Source organism: Ferrimonas lipolytica (assembly GCF_012295575.1).
GTDB lineage: Bacteria > Pseudomonadota > Gammaproteobacteria > Enterobacterales > Shewanellaceae > Ferrimonas > Ferrimonas lipolytica.
The window spans coordinates 591,846-611,511 of sequence record NZ_CP051180.1 but is presented as its reverse complement, the minus strand read 5'-3'; the positions used below and the strand labels follow the sequence as shown (position 1 = coordinate 611,511).

The following is a 19,666-nucleotide window of genomic DNA, read 5'->3' as shown; positions in this document are numbered from 1 at the left end:
AGTATTACTCTACGGTAACGGGTAACTTGCCCGTGGGAGAAAATTGCCCCAAAATCGCCTGGGCTAAAGCAGTCAAGCTAGCACCGGGATCTTCACTGCTATCGACATGGTAGGCATAGCTGGCCAAAGTCCAATCCGCGTATTGGCCAAATAGGGCGATGTCGTATGGGGCTCGCAGCGACAGATAGACTACCGGCTTCGCCATCTGCTGCGCCAGCTGCAACGGTACCACCAGTCGATTTGGTTGATAGGCATTGATGACCGCTTGTTCATCCAGCAACCTTAAGTCATCCACACCACCAAGCTCAGCGGCACTTTGTCGCGGCGACACAAAACCAGATATAACCACATCACAACGAGCCAAGCGCTCAGGCCAATCGACTACCTCTTCACTTATATCGACCGCTTCGATTTCATTACCGCCTAACTGCGCAAGTGCTTGGTTAAGCCCCTGTAATAATGGCTTACCCGGCAGCAACAACAGTAGCCGTTTTGAATTATCTAGAATCTCAGGGCGGCTGCCGCTGACTGTGGTAACAGCCGCTTGTGCCAGTGACAATTCCAATGCTCGGTGTTCTGCACAAGCGAGCGTCTGTAAGTCTGAATGTTCTATTTTCAATGTCGATTTAAGTGATCTAATCCGTTTAAATGACTGCTGGTGCTCAGCTAACGACAGTTCATTCTGTTGCAAGGCCTGTTCGAGCCTATCAAGCAATGCATCTAATTTGGCAAAATCGCTGACATCACGAATTTTCAGCGGCATCAGCGCAATATCGACCCCGGCGTTAAATACTTCAATCACTGCCTGCGACGGTGGCATTAGCTTGGCAATCGCTGCCATATCCAACGCGTCAGTGATCACCACACCGTTGTAACCGATATCATCACGGAGCAAGCCGGTAATAATTGCCCGCGACATCGTCGCGGGACGAATCTCGCCCGCGACGGTGCTACTGTCTAGCGCCGGATATTGAATGTGTGCAGTCATGACCAATGGCGGTGGGCTTATCGCAATGATCTTTCGATAGGGTTGCAGCTCATGTCGCTCAATGTGTTCGCGGCTGTGTGCGACCAGTGGCAAGCCAGTGTGACTGTCGGTTGCGGTATCACCATGGCCGGGAAAATGTTTTAAGGTCGCCGCTATCCCCGCCGAGGCAAATGCTCTGCAACTGGCTAAACCCAATGTACTAACAAGATCGGCCGTTTCACCGAAGGCGCGCACGTTGATCACCGGATTATCGCGGTTGTTGTTCAGATCTACGCAGGGGGCATGCACAGTATTGATACCCAGCGCATCAAGTTCGTTAGCGATGACGCTAGCGGCAGCCGTTGCGTAGTCGTCACCGTGTTGTGCAGCAGTAGCACCAATCGCCATATTGCCGGCTAAGCTGGTACTCCAGGATCTGTCGGTGCGAACTACCCGGCCGCCTTCCTGATCGATTGACAACAGCAGTGGCAAGCCGAGCGCTCCCGCTCTTGAAGCGTCTTGCAGCTCATCAGTTAGCCATCTAACTTGTTGCGCTGACTGGCAATTTTCACCAAATAAAATAACTCCGCCGATGCCTCGAGAGCTGATCAACTGCTTAAGGTTGTCATCGAGTTGAGTTACCGGTTTTAGCACACCGTCAAAACTAAAATGGCGCAGATCGATCATTAATCGCTGCGCCAGTTGTTGTCGGATTAAAGTCACGCCTGTGGTTCTTGTGGCATAGACTCCTGCGCTTTACGCGCTTCCTCAATCGCATCTTCGGCGATTTGACGCATCTCTAACAGTGCATAGCGGTGTTCAACAAACTCATAGACGTTAGTCGCCAAGGCCAGCTTGTAGAGATTAATGGCGCGGCTTGGCTCACCATCAATACGGGCTTGCTTGCCAAGATAGAAATAAGCCTCACACATCCGCTCGCCCATTTCGCCCTTCTTAGTCAGGCCCCGGCGTGCACTTTGCAGCAGTTGACCCTCATCAATCTCACCAAGGTAGAACTTAGCTAAACCGGTCGCCCAATCGTTGCTGTCTAACAACGCCACACGTTGCTGCAGGTTAGATTTAGCTGAAACAGGATCAAGCGCTTGCTCAGCCAAATATAGCCATACCACACGATAGGCGTCCTGTTTGTCGAGCTGGTAAAATGTGGTGAAATCGATAACAGCAAGATCGGTACGGCCACCGTAGTATGACGCAATGCCTCGATTTAAATAGGCGTAATTGTATTCAGGATCCAGTTCTAACACCGCATCAAACGACTCATACGCCTTATCGAAATCCGACGCTTGGGTAGCATAGATCCCCATGAAGTTGAACACGTTGGCTTCCGCCGGTTGCAAGTGCATCGCTTGGTTAAAATCCAAACGCGCCAGAGTGCGCAAGCCTAAAGCGTCGTAGCGAATAGCACGCTCATAAAACAACTTCGATTGCTCCTCGGCTTCCATCTTACCGCTGTGCAGCAACTCGGTGATCTTAGCAACCGAAACTTCCAATTGTGGATCCGCCTGTCGTGGCGTCGCCAGCAACAGTTGCGGCGAAGCCCCTTGTGGCTCAACCGATGTAGAGGCACAACCACTAAGCAGGGCACCGCTTAACATCAGAGATAACCACACAGATTTGATTTTCATTCATTGTCCTTGCTTCGCTGCGCATCTGGGCAGCACTGTTGCAGTAATAAATTTATCTCACCACTGCCATTTATAAATTGATACTAACACCAAAAAGTAGCAGATCGTCAGATTCTACAAAATGCTGTTTTTTCGTACTTTTTCGTATTAGCATGGTTCTAATTACAGTCAATTAACAAACACAGGGAGCATCTATGCGGTTGCAAGGCACCCTTTTCGAATGGCATGAGCAAGGTGGCTACGGGTACATGCGACCCAATGGCCAATCTGACGAAAAGGTTTATGTTGATCTCGCCGCCTTTAACTATCGGCCTCACCAACCTTCCGTTGGCGATATCTTGATAGTAGAGGTTCAACAAGAAGGCGGTCTTCTTAAAGCACACAACGCTCGGATGAAATTGGGTAAGGTTGCCCCTCCACCATCAAAGAAGTTCAATCCTACTGGTTTATTGTTGATGATATTGTTAGTGATTTTGACCGCAGTATCGTTGATAGAGTTCCTACCATTGTCATCATTATCCAGTTAAGTTTTAATTTTACGATGTCCCATAAAAAAACGGCCGCTCAATGAGCGGCCGTTTGGTTATTAAAAGCCCTGACTTCAGGGCTAGTAATTAATGCTTACTCAGCAGCTGGTGCCGCTTTAGGAGCAACGTCTTTCATAGATAGGCGGATACGACCTTGGCGGTCAACTTCCACTACCTTAACGTCGATCTCTTGGCCCATGCTCAGGTGATCGGCAACGTTGTTTACGCGCTCTTCAGTGATCTGAGAGATGTGTACCAAACCATCTTTACCAGGCAGGATGTTAACGAACGCACCGAAATCAACGATACGAACAACCTTACCCTTGTAAATGCGTCCTTCTTCAACATCAGCGGTGATCGCTTCAATCTTAGATATAGCCAGTTTGGCAGCTTCGCCATCGGTAGAGGCCACTTTTACGGTACCGTCATCTTCGATTTCGATAGTGGTGCCAGTCTCTTCGGTCAGAGCACGGATGGTCGCGCCACCTTTACCGATTACGTCACGGATCTTATCAGGGTTAATCTTCAAAGTAGTGATACGAGGAGCGTGATCAGATAGCTCAGAACGATGCGAAGGCATCGCTTGATCCATAACGCTCAGGATGTGGTTACGAGCTTCGTTAGCCTGTTTCAGGGCGATCTGCATGATCTCCTGAGTGATACCTTCAATCTTGATGTCCATCTGCAGTGCAGTAACACCTTTAGAGGTACCAGCTACTTTAAAGTCCATGTCACCTAGGTGATCTTCGTCACCCAAGATGTCAGACAGAACCACAAAGTCATCGCCTTCCTTAACCAGACCCATCGCGATACCCGCTACAGAAGCCTTGATTGGAACACCAGCGTCCATCAGAGCCAAAGAGGTACCACAAACTGAGGCCATAGAAGAAGAACCGTTAGATTCGGTGATTTCAGAAACCACACGAACGGTGTACGGGAATTCTTCAGCAGTAGGCATTACTGCCTGAACACCGCGCTTCGCCAATTTACCGTGGCCGATTTCACGACGCTTAGGTGAACCGATGAAACCGGTTTCGCCTACACAGTATGGAGGGAAGTTGTAGTGCAGCATAAAGCGATCAGTACGCTCGCCAACCAGCTCATCAATGATCTGACCATCACGCTCTGTACCCAAAGTCGCTGCAACCAGCGCCTGAGTTTCACCACGGGTGAACAAGGCAGAACCGTGAGTACGTGGCAATACGCCAGGCAATACAGACAGCGCACGTACCATCTTGGTATCACGACCATCAATACGTGGCTCGCCAGCAATAATGCGAGTACGAACTACTTTCTTCTCAAGGCTTGCTAACAAACCAGCAATCTCTTGCTCGTCTTGGTCTGGGTCAGCAGCCAAAATAGCTTCTTTAGTGGCACTCTTAACCGCGTTGATCTTCTCAACACGAGCAACCTTGTCGCTAGTGGTGTAAGCGTCGCCTAAGCCTTGCTCAGCGTGCTCAGCAACCTTAGCAGCCAATTCTTCGTTTTTAACTGGTGCAGTCCAATCCCATACAGGCTTGCCCGCTTCAGCTTTTAGTTCGTTGATGGCGTTGATTACCGCCTGCTGTGCTTGGTGACCATATACAACCGCACCCAGCATCTCTTCTTCAGACAATACTTCAGCTTCTGATTCAACCATCAGAACGGCGCCTTCGGTACCGGCAACAACCAGATCCAGTTTTGACTCAGCCAGCTCTTCGCGAGAAGGGTTCAGCATGTATTCGCCGTCTTTATAACCAACGCGAGCACAACCGATTGGGCCGTTGAATGGAACACCAGAGATAGCCAGAGCCGCAGAAGTACCAATCATGGCAACAACGTCTGGAGATACCGCAGGTTCAACAGAAACGACAGTAGCAACTACCTGCACTTCGTTCATGAAGCCTTTCGGGAACAGTGGACGGATAGGACGGTCAATCAGACGGGCAGTCAGAGTTTCGCCTTCGCTTGGACGACCTTCACGCTTAAAGAAACCACCTGGAATCTTACCTGCAGCGTAAGTTTTCTCTTGGTAGTTAACAGTTAGTGGGAAGAAGTCTTGGCCTGGTTGTACTTTTTTCTTACCAACAACAGATACCAAAACAGTGGTGTCGCCCATGCTTGCCAGAACGGCAGCGTCGGCTTGACGAGCAATAACACCCGTTTCTAGGGTTACGGTGTGCTTGCCGTATGGAAAGCTCTTAATGACAGGATTCACGTGTCGTTTCCTTAACTTGATTTTTACCTTAAATTTCGTGGGTTAGTATACTGCATACATCCTACAAAGATAGTTATCCGCGTGACCAGTAAACCCCTTTTTCAAGGGTTATTTGCTCGCAAACGAAAAGTGGCTTATTCGATGCTCTAAATTTGGTAAATCCAGCCGTCCAAAAACGAAAAAAGGGAGCCGTAAGGCTCCCTTTTTGCAAACTTGGCACGACTTAGCGACGCAGGCCCAGCTTGGCGATAACTTCTTGGTAACGAGCAACGTCTTTACGCTTCAAGTAGTCCAGCAGCTTACGACGTTGAGCAACCATGCGCAGCAGACCGCGACGGCTGTGGTGATCGTGGATGTGCTGCTTGAAGTGGCCTTGCAGGTGGTTGATCTGAGCGGTGTGCAAAGCAACTTGAACTTCTGGGCTACCAGTGTCGTTCTCGCCTTGACCGAATTCAGCAACGATTTTTGCCTTAGCTTCTGCGCTTAGTGACATAGTCTTTCTCCAAAATATAAATATGTATATACCAAGTACACTTGGTATTAAATCGCCTTGAGCCGATCACTAACTCAGCTCAAGGCGGCGGATTGTACCCACTTTAGCGGTGGGACTCAACCTTCCTGACGGTTAATCAGGCGTTTTGGTGCAACGAGGCCAGCGTCATCGATTTGACCTAGGCCGATAAAGGTTGCTTCATCGCCCATGGTTAATCGAACAATGCCGTCCAATGGTGCACCAGACACCTGTACCGCTTGGCCGTGCAAGATGTAACTCGCTACAACCTCGGACATGTTCACCTCGGGCAGATCGCTCACCGCGGTATCCATTGGTAACAACAGCGGGTCGAGTAACTCTTTTGGCTCAATCTCTTGGAGCTCAGCCTGGCGAAGTAACTCTTCCAACTGTGGCAAGGTAACCATCCGCTCGTACGGGTAGTTAGCAACTTGGGTACGACGTAAGTAACTTACGTGTGCACCACAACCTAACACTTCCCCCAGATCATCACAGATGGTACGGATATAGGTGCCTTTAGATACGTGAATATCCAGCTCTAACTCGTCACCTTCAAAACGCAGTTGGTTTAACTCAAATACATTGATTGGGCGGGCAACGCGAGGTACTTCTACCCCTTCACGGGCGTACTTATAGAGAGGCTGACCTTGGTATTTTAACGCCGAATACATTGATGGTACTTGCATGGTTTCACCGCGGAAACCATCCAACGCCTCATCAATCTGCGCTTGGGTTACATTAACCGGACGCTCAGAAACGATTTCACCATCGGCATCTGAGGTGGTCGTGCGCTGGCCAAGCTTAGCAATAACGGTGTAACGCTTATCTGAGTCCAACAGGTATTGAGAAAACTTAGTGGCTTCGCCTAAGCAGATTGGCAGCATGCCAGTCGCTAAAGGATCAAGCGCACCAGTGTGACCCGCCTTGTTGGCGTTATAGATGCGTTTTACTTTCTGCAGGGCGTCATTGGAGGAGATCCCCAACGGCTTATCCAGCAGCACGACACCGTCAATCAGACGACCACGATTACGACGGCGGCCCATTAGTCTTGCGCCTCGCCGTTTTGGTCTTCTGCTTCTTCGTCACGGCCAAACTTTTCGATCTTAGCGTTGTCTTCTGCACGAACCTTGCCCACTAAGGTGGCCATGTTGATGCCGTCAACCAAAGAGCGGTCGTACTGGAAACGCAGTTCTGGCATAACGCGCAGTTTAACGCGACCGGCGATCATAGTACGGATCATTGGTGCCAGTTCAATCAATGCATCAAGCTGTTTTTTAACTTCTGCATCGTCGTCGTTTAAAAAGGTTACGAAGATCTTGGCGTACCCCATATCACGGGATACTTCTACTTCGTTTACGGTCACCATGCCCAAGCGAGCATCGCGAATGTCACGCTGCATGGCCATCGCCAATTCGCGTTGCAGTTGTTGGCCGATGCGGCGGCTACGACTGAATTCTTTTGCCATTTTTTTTCACCAAAAAAAGGGGCCGTAGCCCCTCTTCCTTAATCGCTCGATTACAGGGAGCGTTTAATTTCGACGGTTTCAAATACTTCGATTTGGTCGCCGACTTTAACGTCGTTGTAGTTCTTAACGCCGATACCACATTCCATGCCATTACGCACTTCTGGAGCATCGTCTTTAAAGCGACGCAGAGATTCAAGCTCGCCTTCGTAGATTACAACGTTATCACGCAGTACGCGGATTGGCGCGTTACGCTTAACCACGCCTTCAGTAACCATACAACCGGCAATAGCGCCAATCTTAGGTGACTTAAACACGTCGCGTACTTCAGCCAGACCGATAATCTGCTGCTTGAATTCAGGAGCCAGCATGCCAGACATAGCAGACTTAACTTCATCAATCAGGTCGTAGATTACGCTGTAGTAACGTAAGTCTAGGTTCTCGTTGTCAACCATGCGACGCGCAACTGCGTCAGCACGTACGTTGAAACCAACCAAGATAGCGTTAGAAGCCGCTGCCAAAGAGGCATCAGTTTCGGTCAAACCACCAACACCACGGCCGATGATATTTACCTTCACTTCGTCGGTAGACAACTTAGTCAGTGAGTCAGCAATCGCTTCCAAAGAACCCTGTACGTCAGCTTTCAGTACTACGTTCAGCTCAGAGATATCGCCTTCGGTCATGTTAGAGAACATGTTCTCCAGCTTAGCCTTCTGCTGACGAGCCAGCTTGATTTCGCGGAACTTACCTTGACGATGCAGGGCAACTTCACGAGCTTTCTTCTCGTCACGTACTACAGTGGCTTCATCGCCCGCGGCAGGTACACCAGACAGACCTAAGATCTCAACTGGGATAGACGGACCAGCAACTTCAATCTCTTTACCGTTTTCATCGCGCATGGCACGAACACGGCCGTACTCTAGACCACACAGAACGATATCGCCCTGACGCAGAGTACCTTCTTGAACTAGTACCGAAGCAACTGGGCCACGACCTTTGTCCAAGCGAGATTCGATTACCACACCGCGTGCCATGCCTTCAGCACGAGCACTCAGTTCCAGTACTTCAGATTGCAACAAGATGCCTTCAAGAAGTGCGTCAATGCCTAAACCAGTTTTCGCTGAAACGTGAGCAAACATGTGCTCGCCGCCCCAATCTTCTGGAATAACACCATGCTGAGACAGTTCGTTCTTAACACGATCTGGGTCAACATCTTCTTTATCCATCTTGTTTACTGCGATAACCAGTGGCACGTCAGCCGCTTTCGCGTGCTGAATCGCTTCAATGGTCTGTGGCATTACGCCATCGTCTGCAGCAACAACCAGAACAACGATATCGGTAGACTTAGCACCACGAGCACGCATTGAGGTAAATGCAGCGTGTCCTGGGGTATCCAGGAAGGTGATCATGCCATCGCCCACTTCTACGTGGTATGCACCGATGTGCTGGGTAATACCACCGGCCTCACCAGAAGCAACCTTAGCAGTACGGATGTAATCCAGTAGCGAGGTCTTACCGTGGTCAACGTGGCCCATGATGGTCACAACTGGTGCACGGTTAACTTGCTCTGCAGTGGTGTCACGATCGGACATTACTGCATCTTCAAGTTCGTTCTCGTTACGCAGCACAACCTTGTGACCAAGCTCTTCAGCAACTACCTGAGCAGTTTCCTGATCGATAACTTGGTTGATGGTTACCATGGAGCCCATCTTCATCATCGCTTTGATGATTTCAGTTGCTTTGATAGCCATCTTGTTTGCCAGTTCGGCAACAGTGATGGTTTCGCCGATAACAACGTCACGAACGACTTTCTCTGCTGGCTTCTGGAAGCCGTGCTGCATTGAAGTTGGGGCATTCGCACCACGTTTGTTACGACCACCGCGAGCATTGCGACCACCGCGTGCGTTACGATCTTGAGCTGGCTTCTTCTTACGGCGTGGACCGCTACGCTCAGCTTTCGCGTCTTGCTGATCTTCAGCAGCACGAGCTTCTTGCGAAGTGGTTACGTGGTAATCAGCGTTCTTTTCAGCTTCCTTGCGCTTAGCTTCCTCTTCAGCCCAACGGGAAGAATTTTCTTCTGCCAGCTTCTTGGCTTCTTCAGCCTTCGCTTTAGCCAGTTCTTCCGCTTTACGTGCCGCTTCTGCTTCTTGCGCTTTTAACAATGCTTCTGCCTCTTGTTTGGCTTTCTCTTCTTGCGCAACGATGGCCGGATCTTTATCAGATTTAGCTTTGCGCTCTGCTTGTGCAGCTTCACGCTTAGCTTTGTCTTCAGCCGCTCGCTGTGCCTTAACTTCGGCATCACGGCGGGCTTGCTCTTCAGCTTCACGCTTAGCAATCTCTGCTTCGCGTTGTGCTTTCTCTTCTGCCTCACGGCGAGCTTGCTCTTCCGCTTCCTGCTTGGCCTGTTCCTCAACAGCACTGCGCTTCACGTAGGTGCGTTTCTTACGCGTTTCTACTTGAACTGCCTTGCTCTTGCCGCCGCCACTGTTAACACTCAACGTGGTTTTGGTTTTACGTTGCAACGTCATGCGGGTCGGCTCAGCCTGACCGCCGTGTTGCTTGGCAAGATGAGTCAGCAACGATTGCTGCTCCTCTTGCGTAACTTTGTCGCCTTCACCTTTGGTGATACCGGCTTCAGCAAACTGAGTAATCAGTCGGTCAACAGGCTTGCCAACTTCTTCGGCAAGAGACTTGATGGTTTTCTCTGACATTATCCTTTATATCCTCTGTTGACTGGTGCTTACGCTTCGTCGCTGAACCAGCAGATGTTACGTGCAGCCATGATTAACTCACCAGCTTTGTCTTCGTTCAGCTCGTCGATGTCGGTTAAGTCATCAACGCCTTGCTCGGCCAAATCTTCCAAGGTGATAACACCACGGCTAGCCAGAACAAAGGCCAAGTGACGCTCTAAACCTTCCAGACCCAGCAGATCAGCTGCTGGTTCAACACCGTCTAGTGCTTCTTCAGAAGCCAGTGCTTTGGTGGTTAGGGCGGTCTTAGCACGGTCACGCAGCATCTCTGCAGTCTCTTCGTCCAAGCCATCTACTTCCAACAGCTCAGCCATTGGTACGTAAGCGATCTCTTCCAAAGTGGTGAAGCCTTCATCAACCAATGCGCCGGCAAATTCGTCGTCGATATCCAAACCTTCAACAAATACCGCAATCATCTTGGCCGACTCTTGCTCATGCTTTTCAGCCAAGTCATCGGTGGTCATTACATTCAATTCCCAACCGGTAACTTGTGAGGCTAAGCGAACGTTTTGACCGTTACGGCCGATCGCTTGAGCCAATGAATCTTTTTCTACTGCCACGTCCATTGAACGTGCGTCTTCATCTACTACGATAGAGCTTACATCAGCAGGTGCCATCGCATTGATCACATATTGAGCGTAGTTTTCATTCCACAGCACAATATCGATACGCTCGCCGCCCAGTTCGCCAGAAACAGCTTGAACTCGAGCGCCACGCATACCAACACAGGCACCGACTGGATCAATACGCTTATCGTTGGTCTTCACTGCAATTTTAGCGCGAGAACCTGGATCGCGAGCGGCGCCGATGATTTCAATCATCTCTTCGCCAATCTCTGGAACCTCAATGCGGAACAGCTCGATCAACACCTCAGGGCGTGAACGGCTCAGGAACAGTTGCGAACCACGGGCTTCCAAACGAACACTGTGCAACAACGCACGAACGCGGTCGCCAGGGCGGAAGTTTTCACGTGGAAGCATCTCTTCACGGAACAAGATAGCGTCGGCGTTATTACCTAAGTCAACGATGACAGAGTCACGGTTTACTTTTTTAACAACACCAGTTACCAACTCGCCTTCTTTATCTTTAAACTGCTCAACTACTTGAGAACGCTCAGCTTCACGTACTTTTTGTACGATGACTTGCTTAGCGGTTTGGGTAGTGATGCGGTCGAAGGTTACCGATTCGATCTCTTCTTCGACGAAGTCACCAACCTCGATGGTTTCATCTTCTTCCATTGCACGGGCAGCAGACAGGTATACCTGACGAGTAGAGACTTCCATCTCATCTTCATCAGCGATAACTTCCCAACGACGGAACGTTTCAAATTCACCAGTCTTTTGATCGATGCAAACACGAACTTCAATTTCAAGCTCACGCTTTTTCTTAGTGGCAGTAGCAAGTGCGATTTCTAGTGCTTCAAAAATCTTCTCGCGTGGTACCGCTTTTTCATTAGATACCGCTTCTGCAACGGCCAGGATTTCTTTGCTCATTTTCAGCCTCGTTTCACCCTGAAACTTAAAATTTAGGAATCAAGTTAGATTTCTGTACGTTCGACAGAATCAAAGTTTGTTCTTGACCATCACAACGCAAGGAGATGTTGTCACCGTCTACTGCGATGATTTCGCCTCGCCACTTACGTTTACCTTCCATTGGCATATTCAGCACGACATTTACATCCGAACCGAGATATTTTTGGTAATGCTCCGCCGTAAACAGCGGTCGATCCATCCCTGGGGAAGATACTTCAAGGTTAAACTCAGTGCTGATCGGATCTTCTACGTCCAATACCGCGCTAACCTGTCTGCTTACGTCTGCACACGCTTGCACCGAGATGCCGTCTGCATGATCGATAAATAGGCGTAAAATTGAGTGGTTACCTGCACTAATAAACTGCAAGCCCCAAAGCTCATAACCGAGCATTTCTACTGGTTCTGCCAGCATCTCGGTTAGGCGTTGTTGAATCGTCGCCATGGGTATACCCCTATAAACAAAAAAAGGGCTAACAGCCCTAATACCCGACTACTTATACCATAGTATTTAGTAGCCAAACCCCAAGGGACAGCAGCACAATAAAATCAAAATACGATTTCACCAACGCCAGAATACAAAAAACCCCGTTGTTAAAACGGGGCTTAAAGTTAGCTATACCCTGTTTAGAGTTTCATTGCTGAAACTCGGCAGCAGTTACTGCCACCGCCCTCGCTGCGGGTTTAGGTCTAATGACCCGACCTTACGGTCGCGAGGTGACATCATCACCGGGCAATAGGTAGATGACATCTCTATTCAAATTAACTTACTAATCTGAATCAAATGACTGCGGCAATCGGAATTAAACCGTTGCCTTCGAGGTTATCTGTAAAAGCCTAAAGGCTAAATCAAACAAGCTCTATTAACAGACACTTTAAATTGGTTGCGGGAGCCGGATTTGAACCGACGACCTTCGGGTTATGAGCCCGACGAGCTACCAAGCTGCTCCATCCCGCGTCAATTTGGATGCATCCTAACACACATAGACATGTATCAGAAGCTAAATAATGGTGCCGTGAGCGGGACTTGAACCCGCACGAGCATAGCTCACCACCCCCTCAAGATGGCGTGTCTACCAATTCCACCACCACGGCACAAAAACTTTTTTAGTTAGGTACGTCCGTTGCAGGCACATCGCTTGCTGGAGCATCGCTAACAGGTTGTTCTACTGCTGGAACCTCAAGGGTATTCCAATCATCGGTTTCTTCACCGGTGTGAGAGCTTAAACGGCCCAACAACAGACTTAACACAAAAAACAGAGTAGCCAGCACCGCAGTGCTGCGGCTCAGGAAGTTACCTGAACCAGAGGAGCCAAATAAAGTACCAGAAGCGCCAGACCCGAAGGATGCGCCCATACCAGCTCCCTTACCTTGCTGGATGAGTACCAAGCCAATAATAGCCAGAGCAACCAACAAGTAACAAACCATTAAAATTTCAAAAAGCATCGTTCAATCATTCCGATTCTGAGGCTATACGACAAAGATTTACAAAGTCGCTCGCATTCAAGCTGGCGCCGCCAACAAGGCCGCCATCGACATCTGGTCGGGTAAACAAGTCAGCCGCATTACTCGGCTTAACACTGCCACCGTACAAAATACGGATTTTCTCACCCACAAATGGGGAGATTTCCGTTAATCGCTGGCGAATAAAAGCGTGAACTTCCTGAGCTTGCTCAGGGGTTGCGCTTTTGCCGGTTCCGATAGCCCATAAAGGCTCGTAAGCAATTAGTGCGTTATCAAACGCCATAATACCAACTTTATCAAGCACCGCATTCAGCTCACCGTTTAACACCTCAAAGGTACGATTCGCTTCACGAGCAGCTAAAGACTCACCGACACACAAAATTGGGGTTAAACCCATTTTTTGCGCCATGATAAATTTATCTGCCACAATGTCGCTGCTCTCACCGTACATACGACGGCGTTCGGAGTGACCGATGATAACATAGCTACAGCCGAATTCCTTCAGCATCGCTCCGGATGTCTCACCGGTGTAAGCACCGAATTCCTGATGACTCATATTCTGAGCACCTAGGCTAATTCGATGATTAACTAGCTCCGAGCTATGTTTTGACAACTGCTGCTGCAAGCTATCAAGGTATACACTAGGTGGGCAAATGACCACTTCAGCTGAACTACTTGGTAGCAGCTTGAACTTTTCCAGTACTTCTTCACCCAACTGTTGGCTCCCGGCCATTTTCCAGTTAGCTGCGATGACGGGACGTCTTGTAGCCATATGCATCTCCTGTGAAAGCGGCGTGATAATAGCTAACTGACTTTTAACTTACAAGTGCCGTTAACCAAGTTACCGCCCGTTCGCTGATTCTTTAGACAAAGCAATGAAATTTTTGATAAAAAGCGTTCAATTTGACGCTTTAGTTACCATAACGCTGAACCTGCTGCCAAACGGTCAAAGCATCGACGGTCTCGGCGACATCATGAACTCGAAGGATCTCGGCTCCCTGCTGCGCGGCCAGTAAGGCACCAGCGACGCTGCCAACGACTCGCTGTTCAACACTACGATTAAGTAAGGTTCCAATCATGCTTTTTCGTGATAAACCAATCAAGAGCGGAAGTCGATGAGATCGTAATTTTTGCAGTTGAGCCAACAACTGAAAGTTATGTTCCAGAGTTTTTCCGAAACCAAACCCCGGATCCAGAAGCAAACGAGACGAATCGATACCAATCTGGTTACAGGCGGTAATCCGTTGTGCAAAAAACTGGTTTACCTCAGCAAACAGATCGGCATAGCGAGGTTGCTGTTGCATGGTTCTTGGTTGCCCTTGCATATGCATTAAGCAGATCGCGGCATTCGTCGCGGCTGCCGCCTCAAGTGCACCGGGCTCTTGTAGCGCTCGAACATCATTAATGATCCCCGCTCCAGCAGCGACAGCTTCGGTCATAACTTTCGCTTTGGAGGTATCAATAGACACTATTACATCGAGCTGCTGTTTAATTGCAGCAATCACCGGGATAGTTCGCGCCAATTCATCATCGACGTTCACATCGGCCGCGCCAGGCCGGGTTGATTCACCACCGATATCAATAATGGTGGCCCCCTGTTCAACCATGCGTTTGGCTTGTGCTAACGCATCTGCCAAGCGGTTGTGCTGACCGCCATCGGAGAACGAATCAGGGGTAACGTTTAGGATCCCCATTACCTGAGGTGTACTGAGATCAAGTTGTTTGTCAGCGCAGCGTAACAACATGCTGAAATCCTTCTTATACAAAAAAGCCCCGCGATGGCGGGGCCTTTTAACGAGCGAATAAACGAGTTACTTCGCTGGTGCTTCTTCCGTACCTGATTCTGGCTCGGAGGAGTCCTCTTTTTCGACCTTTGCACCACCGTCGCCATTAGACGGGGTATCTTTGTGATCTTCGGTCCAATCGGATGGTGGACGAACCTCACGGCGCTCCATTAAGTCGTCAATCTGACGAGCATCAATGGTTTCATACTTCATCAGCGCGTCAGTCATGGAGTGTAAGATATCCATGTTGTCGCTCAAGATAGTACGAGAGCGTTCATAGTTACGTTCAACAAAGACTTTTACTTCTTCGTCGATAAGGTGCGAGGTACCTTCAGAAACGTGACTGGCCTTAGCCATAGAACGACCTAAGAACACCTCACCGTCTTCATCGGCATAGTTCATTGGACCAAGTTTTTCAGACAAGCCCCACTGAGTCACCATCTTACGAGCGATATCGGTAGCCCGTTCGATGTCGTTAGACGCACCGGTTGTAACCTTATCGTCACCGTAGATCAGCTGCTCAGCAATACGTCCACCGTACAAACTGGAGATCATCGATTCAAGGTGTTGCTTCGAGTGGCTCCAGCGATCTTGCTCAGGCAAGTACATAGTGACACCCAAGGCTCGTCCACGAGGAATAATAGATACCTTGTAAACCGGATCGTGCTCTGGTACCAAACGACCAACAATGGCATGACCAGATTCGTGATAGGCGGTCATCCGCTTTTCATCTTCGCTCATCACCATGGAGCGGCGTTCGGCGCCCATCATGATCTTATCTTTAGCTCTCTCGAACTCTTCCATCGCAACAAGACGTTTGGAGCCTCGAGCAGCAAACAAAGCGGCTTCATTGACTAAGTTAGCCAGTTCAGCGCCTGAGAAACCTGGAGTACCACGAGCAATCAGTGCTGCATCAACACCTTCAGCTAACGGTACTTTGCGCATGTGCACTTTAAGGATCTGCTCACGACCGCGAACATCTGGCAAGCCAACGGTAACCTGACGGTCAAAACGACCAGGACGTAATAGCGCTGGATCCAATACGTCAGGGCGGTTGGTAGCAGCGATAACAATAATGCCTTCGTTACCTTCAAAACCATCCATCTCAACCAGCATTTGGTTCAGCGTTTGCTCACGTTCATCGTGGCCTCCCCCCATGCCAGCGCCACGTTGACGACCGACTGCATCGATCTCATCGATAAAGATGATACATGGGGCAGACTTCTTAGCCTGTTCGAACATGTCACGTACACGGGATGCACCAACACCAACGAACATCTCAACGAAATCAGAGCCGGAGATGGTAAAGAACGGTACTTTGGCTTCACCAGCAATCGCTTTCGCCAGCAAGGTTTTACCAGTACCTGGAGGACCAACCAGCAATACGCCGGTAGGGATACGACCACCCAATTTTTGGAACTTGGTTGGATCACGCAAGTAGTCCACCAACTCTTCCACTTCCTCTTTCGCTTCGTCACAACCAGCAACATCAGCAAAAGTGGTTTTGATTTGGTCTTCGCCCATCAACCGAGCCTTGCTCTTACCAAAGGACATTGCGCCTTTGCCGCCGCCGCCCTGCATCTGACGCATGAAGAAAATCCACACACCGATAAGCAACAGCATTGGGAACCAAGAAACGAAGATCTGTGCCAGCATGCTCGGCTGTTCAGCCGGCTTACCAATCACATCCACATCGTACTTCATCAGTTCGTTAAGCAGGTCCTTGTCATACACCGGCATATAAGTGACGAACTTTTCACCGCTACTGGTGGTACCAGTAATGGTGGATTGATCCTCAATCTCAACCGAGCGAACAGAGCCGTTTTGGTAAGCCTGCACAAAAGTGCTGTAGCTCATTCCATCGTTGTTTCCAGACGATGGGGAATAGCCTTGAAACACAGTCATCAGAACAACTGCGATAACAAGCCATAAAATCAGATTCTTTGCCATATCGCTCAAGGGATATAACCTCACAAATTCCTTGGTTTACTAAGGGCTAGCTTACCCTTTGTAACCGCTAGCCACAATGTAGACTTCACGAGAACGAGCACGTGAACTGTCCGGTTTACGAATTTTTACGCTGGTAAAACTGTTACGTACGTCTTGCAGGTACTGATCAAAGCCTTCGCCCTGAAAAACTTTGACCACAAATGCACCACCTTTGGCTAACACTTGATGGCACATATCGAACGCTAACTCGACCAAATACATCGCTCTAGGTTGGTCGACACCATCGGTACCCGAAAAGTTCGGCGCCATGTCCGACATCACTACGTCAATCTTGTTGTCACCAACACGATTTAATAATGCATTTAACACCGCTTCTTCACGAAAGTCGCCTTCCAAGAAGTCGACGCCAGCGATTGGGTCCATCGGCAAAATATCACAAGCGATAACCATGCCGTCCAAGCCTACTTGTTCCACGGCGAACTGAGACCAGCCACCAGGAGCTGCACCAAGATCGACTACCGACATTTTAGGTTTGAGCAATTTATCTTTTAGCTGGATCTCTTCTAACTTAAAGATGGCACGGGAACGTAAACCCTGCTTCTGTGCTTTCTTTACGTAGTGATCATCAAAATGTTCTGTAAGCCAACGCTTGGAACTGGCCGAATGTTTTTTCTTGCTCATGCCTTGTGGCTACCCCTTTGTGGCCACCAATACTGCATTCAGTATGGTAAGAAAATAGAATTACTGGCGATATGAGGCTAGAATAGCCGCTTTTCAAGTCCCCAACGTCAAAAAGAGTGCCCAAATGAGCCAATTGACCACAAAACAAAAGCAGTTCCTTAAAGGCCTAGCCCACAAGCTTAAGCCTGTGGTAATGCTTGGCGCTAATGGCCTAACCGAAGGCGTACTAGCGGAAGTTGAACTTGCACTGGATCACCATGAGCTGATCAAGGTGAAGGTTTCTAGTGAAGACCGCGAAGAGAAGAAGGCCATCATGGCCGCTATCGTTCGCGAAACCAAAGCCGTTGAAGTGCAGACCATTGGCCACATCCAGGTTCTGTATCGTGCAACGCCTGAGCGCAAAATTGAAGTTCCTAAAGCACGTTAATCCTAACGCTAGCTGCTGGAACAAAAAGGGAGAGGCTTATGCCTCTCCCTTTTTTGTTGCGCTTAGATTTGATAAAGCACATCGAAGCTTAAGCCAAACATCTTCGAATCAAAGAAGTTAAGGTCAGAGTCTGACTCGACATAACTGGCAGTCACTCGTAAATCGTATTTTTGCCAACCAAATATGTCTTTAACGAAAGTAATACTGGTTAAACCAAACTCATCTGCATCCGCTTTCTTGCCATAAATAGGATTCTGGTTGTCATAATCCCGTTTACCAAAGTAGCCACTGAATGTTTGGGTAAACTTAGGTTGAATGTAGGCGTAACTCATCTGGACACCAGAACTACTGCCCTTCTCCGCTGAGCCGTCTAGATCACGGTCAGTATGGGAAACCGCAGGGATAAAGATGTGTTGTCCATCAACTATCCAACGGCCATAAACCTGTACTCGGCGACTGTTACCCTCACGGTCGAGAGAGTCTACTTCAGCGCTAGATAGCGGCAACGATCGGCCAGAGCGTTCGGTATCGATCTCAATCTCGCGATAACTTACATCCATACCAAATGGCGATTGAGCAATGGCATCCCAAGACAGTCGGATGCCACTTGAACTGCGATCAGTACGATCTCGATCTTTTAATTGATAAGGATCTTCCCACACCTCAGTCGGCACCATTGAGAACAGCACACTCGCACCAATCATACCCAGATTGTCTGTTTGGTGACGCACACCTAAGCGTTGCGTCCAATCCAGTCGAACCTGATCCTGCACCAAGTTACCGAAATAGGCCTGAGTCTTGAGGTTTGAGAAGGTGTAACGAAGATCCGCCGCCAACTCTGGCACCACCTCATCGTTGCGATCTGCGCTGCTATTCAATGAGTCAATATTTTCATCGCCTAACTCTAAGGTTCGGGTACCGGCAACAAAGTTTGATTCCAAGCTATAATAACCAACACCGCCACCAACAAAGCCACTCCAACCCTGTTGTTGAGGAATAGTAAATGGGTCAGCTGCCCATGCCGTTGGTGCAGCCAATATTACGACCGCTAATGCAGTTCTAATCATCTCATACATCCATTGTGAAATACCTTTAACAAGTATAGGAGGTTAGCTATGGATCCGTGTTCAGATTAGGCAAATAAAAAAAGCTGCCCTTGGCAGCTTTCTTTTTATATTTAGCGGGTTTAAATGTATTCGACGCGCAACACTTCGTATTCAATATCACCGGCTGGGGCTTTAACGACAACGCTGTCATCCAGTTCTTTACCAATCATGGCACGAGCCATTGGCGAATTGACTGAAATCAGTTTGTTTTTGAAGTCAGCTTCATCATCACCGACGATGCGGTAAGTCACCTCTTCATCGGTTGCAACGTTAACTAAGGTAACGGTGGTGCCGAAAATAACTTTGCCGTTATTCGTCATCTTGGTTACGTCAATCACCTGCGCGTTAGACAACTTGCCTTCGATGTCACGAATACGTGCTTCGGCAATGCCTTGCTCTTCACGAGCGGCGTGATATTCAGCATTTTCCTTCAAATCGCCTAGCTCTCGAGCTTGTGCGATCGCCTCAGAGATCTTTGGACGCTTGGTGAATTTCAAATGTTCCAACTCTTCACGAAGCATTTCTGCGCCGTATACCGTCATTGGTGCTGTAGCCATAATGTTCTCTTTTCTTTGACAAAAACACGCCGCGCCAACGCGATTTATTCGCACTAGCTGCCGCGGTTTGAAAAATTCGTGGGCATTCTATTGGATAGAATTGTAAAC

Annotated in this window: 18 protein-coding genes and 2 tRNA genes; 2 read left to right on the top strand and 18 right to left on the bottom strand. The window is 48.9% G+C overall.

All coding sequences use genetic code 11. From position 1 onward, the window contains the following. Window positions 1–4: 4 nt before the first annotated feature. Both HER31_RS02975 and nlpI read right to left on the bottom strand, forming a co-directional pair. Window positions 5–1,690, bottom strand: coding sequence for a glycoside hydrolase family 3 protein (locus HER31_RS02975; RefSeq protein ID WP_168659194.1), 1,686 nt, complete (start codon window positions 1,688–1,690; stop codon window positions 5–7). Next, on the bottom strand, window positions 1,687–2,613 hold the full coding sequence (gene nlpI / locus HER31_RS02970; RefSeq protein ID WP_168659193.1) for a lipoprotein NlpI: 927 nt from the start codon (window positions 2,611–2,613) through the stop codon (window positions 1,687–1,689). Before nlpI ends, HER31_RS02975 begins: the two co-directional genes overlap by 4 nt. Window positions 2,614–2,807: 194 nt before the next feature. Here nlpI and HER31_RS02965 point away from each other — a divergent pair, with 194 nt between their 5' ends. Further along, entirely contained in the window at window positions 2,808–3,140 is a 333-nt protein-coding gene (locus HER31_RS02965) for a hypothetical protein (RefSeq protein ID WP_168659192.1), read from the top strand. Between the two features lie 94 nt (window positions 3,141–3,234). Here the strand turns inward: HER31_RS02965 and pnp are convergent, their stop codons facing one another. The 14 genes from pnp to rlmE form a co-directional block, all read right to left on the bottom strand. Continuing rightward, window positions 3,235–5,337 (bottom strand): polyribonucleotide nucleotidyltransferase, encoded by a 2,103-nt coding sequence (gene pnp, locus HER31_RS02960; protein ID WP_168659191.1) that lies wholly within the window; start codon window positions 5,335–5,337, stop codon window positions 3,235–3,237. Between the two features lie 223 nt (window positions 5,338–5,560). After that, complete coding sequence (rpsO, locus tag HER31_RS02955) at window positions 5,561–5,830, bottom strand: 30S ribosomal protein S15 (protein ID WP_168659190.1); 270 nt, start codon at window positions 5,828–5,830, stop codon at window positions 5,561–5,563. A 116-nt stretch (window positions 5,831–5,946) separates the two neighbouring features. Then, window positions 5,947–6,891, bottom strand: a complete 945-nt coding sequence (truB, locus tag HER31_RS02950; protein WP_168659189.1) for a tRNA pseudouridine(55) synthase TruB — start codon at window positions 6,889–6,891, stop codon at window positions 5,947–5,949. Next, the gene (gene rbfA, locus HER31_RS02945; protein ID WP_168659188.1) at window positions 6,891–7,313 is read right to left on the bottom strand and encodes a 30S ribosome-binding factor RbfA; all 423 of its coding nucleotides are present in this window, start codon (window positions 7,311–7,313) and stop codon (window positions 6,891–6,893) included. The genes truB and rbfA overlap by 1 nt, the downstream gene beginning before the upstream one ends. A 50-nt stretch (window positions 7,314–7,363) precedes the next feature. Further along, window positions 7,364–10,021: a translation initiation factor IF-2 gene (gene infB / locus HER31_RS02940; RefSeq protein WP_168659187.1), complete on the bottom strand. Its 2,658-nt coding sequence runs from the start codon at window positions 10,019–10,021 to the stop codon at window positions 7,364–7,366. Between the two features lie 29 nt (window positions 10,022–10,050). Further along, window positions 10,051–11,553 (bottom strand): transcription termination factor NusA, encoded by a 1,503-nt coding sequence (gene nusA, locus HER31_RS02935; protein WP_168659186.1) that lies wholly within the window; start codon window positions 11,551–11,553, stop codon window positions 10,051–10,053. A 25-nt stretch (window positions 11,554–11,578) separates the two neighbouring features. After that, the gene (gene rimP, locus HER31_RS02930) at window positions 11,579–12,034 is read right to left on the bottom strand and encodes a ribosome maturation factor RimP (RefSeq protein WP_168659185.1); all 456 of its coding nucleotides are present in this window, start codon (window positions 12,032–12,034) and stop codon (window positions 11,579–11,581) included. 436 nt (window positions 12,035–12,470) lie between these two features. Beyond that, window positions 12,471–12,547, bottom strand: a tRNA-Met gene (locus HER31_RS02925). Between the two features lie 51 nt (window positions 12,548–12,598). Beyond that, a tRNA-Leu gene (locus HER31_RS02920) sits at window positions 12,599–12,684 on the bottom strand. Window positions 12,685–12,696: 12 nt separating this feature from the next. Beyond that, complete coding sequence (gene secG / locus HER31_RS02915) at window positions 12,697–13,035, bottom strand: preprotein translocase subunit SecG (RefSeq protein ID WP_168659184.1); 339 nt, start codon at window positions 13,033–13,035, stop codon at window positions 12,697–12,699. A 7-nt stretch (window positions 13,036–13,042) separates the two neighbouring features. Next, window positions 13,043–13,825: a triose-phosphate isomerase gene (tpiA, locus tag HER31_RS02910; RefSeq protein WP_168659183.1), complete on the bottom strand. Its 783-nt coding sequence runs from the start codon at window positions 13,823–13,825 to the stop codon at window positions 13,043–13,045. Between the two features lie 139 nt (window positions 13,826–13,964). Further along, complete coding sequence (folP, locus tag HER31_RS02905) at window positions 13,965–14,798, bottom strand: dihydropteroate synthase (RefSeq protein WP_168659182.1); 834 nt, start codon at window positions 14,796–14,798, stop codon at window positions 13,965–13,967. Window positions 14,799–14,864: 66 nt separating this feature from the next. Next, a complete protein-coding gene (ftsH, locus tag HER31_RS02900) occupies window positions 14,865–16,796 on the bottom strand; it encodes an ATP-dependent zinc metalloprotease FtsH (RefSeq protein WP_168663116.1) in 1,932 nt (643 codons plus the stop codon). 42 nt (window positions 16,797–16,838) lie between these two features. Continuing rightward, on the bottom strand, window positions 16,839–17,468 hold the full coding sequence (gene rlmE / locus HER31_RS02895; RefSeq protein WP_168659181.1) for a 23S rRNA (uridine(2552)-2'-O)-methyltransferase RlmE: 630 nt from the start codon (window positions 17,466–17,468) through the stop codon (window positions 16,839–16,841). Window positions 17,469–17,592: 124 nt separating this feature from the next. Here rlmE and yhbY point away from each other — a divergent pair, with 124 nt between their 5' ends. Further along, complete coding sequence (gene yhbY, locus HER31_RS02890; RefSeq protein WP_168659180.1) at window positions 17,593–17,895, top strand: ribosome assembly RNA-binding protein YhbY; 303 nt, start codon at window positions 17,593–17,595, stop codon at window positions 17,893–17,895. Between the two features lie 62 nt (window positions 17,896–17,957). On the opposite strand, the gene HER31_RS02885 is transcribed toward yhbY, so the two are convergent. Continuing rightward, on the bottom strand, window positions 17,958–18,962 hold the full coding sequence (locus HER31_RS02885; protein ID WP_168659179.1) for a DUF2860 family protein: 1,005 nt from the start codon (window positions 18,960–18,962) through the stop codon (window positions 17,958–17,960). A gap of 119 nt (window positions 18,963–19,081) precedes the next feature. Further along, window positions 19,082–19,558, bottom strand: a complete 477-nt coding sequence (gene greA, locus HER31_RS02880; RefSeq protein ID WP_168659178.1) for a transcription elongation factor GreA — start codon at window positions 19,556–19,558, stop codon at window positions 19,082–19,084. Window positions 19,559–19,666 lie beyond the last annotated feature (108 nt).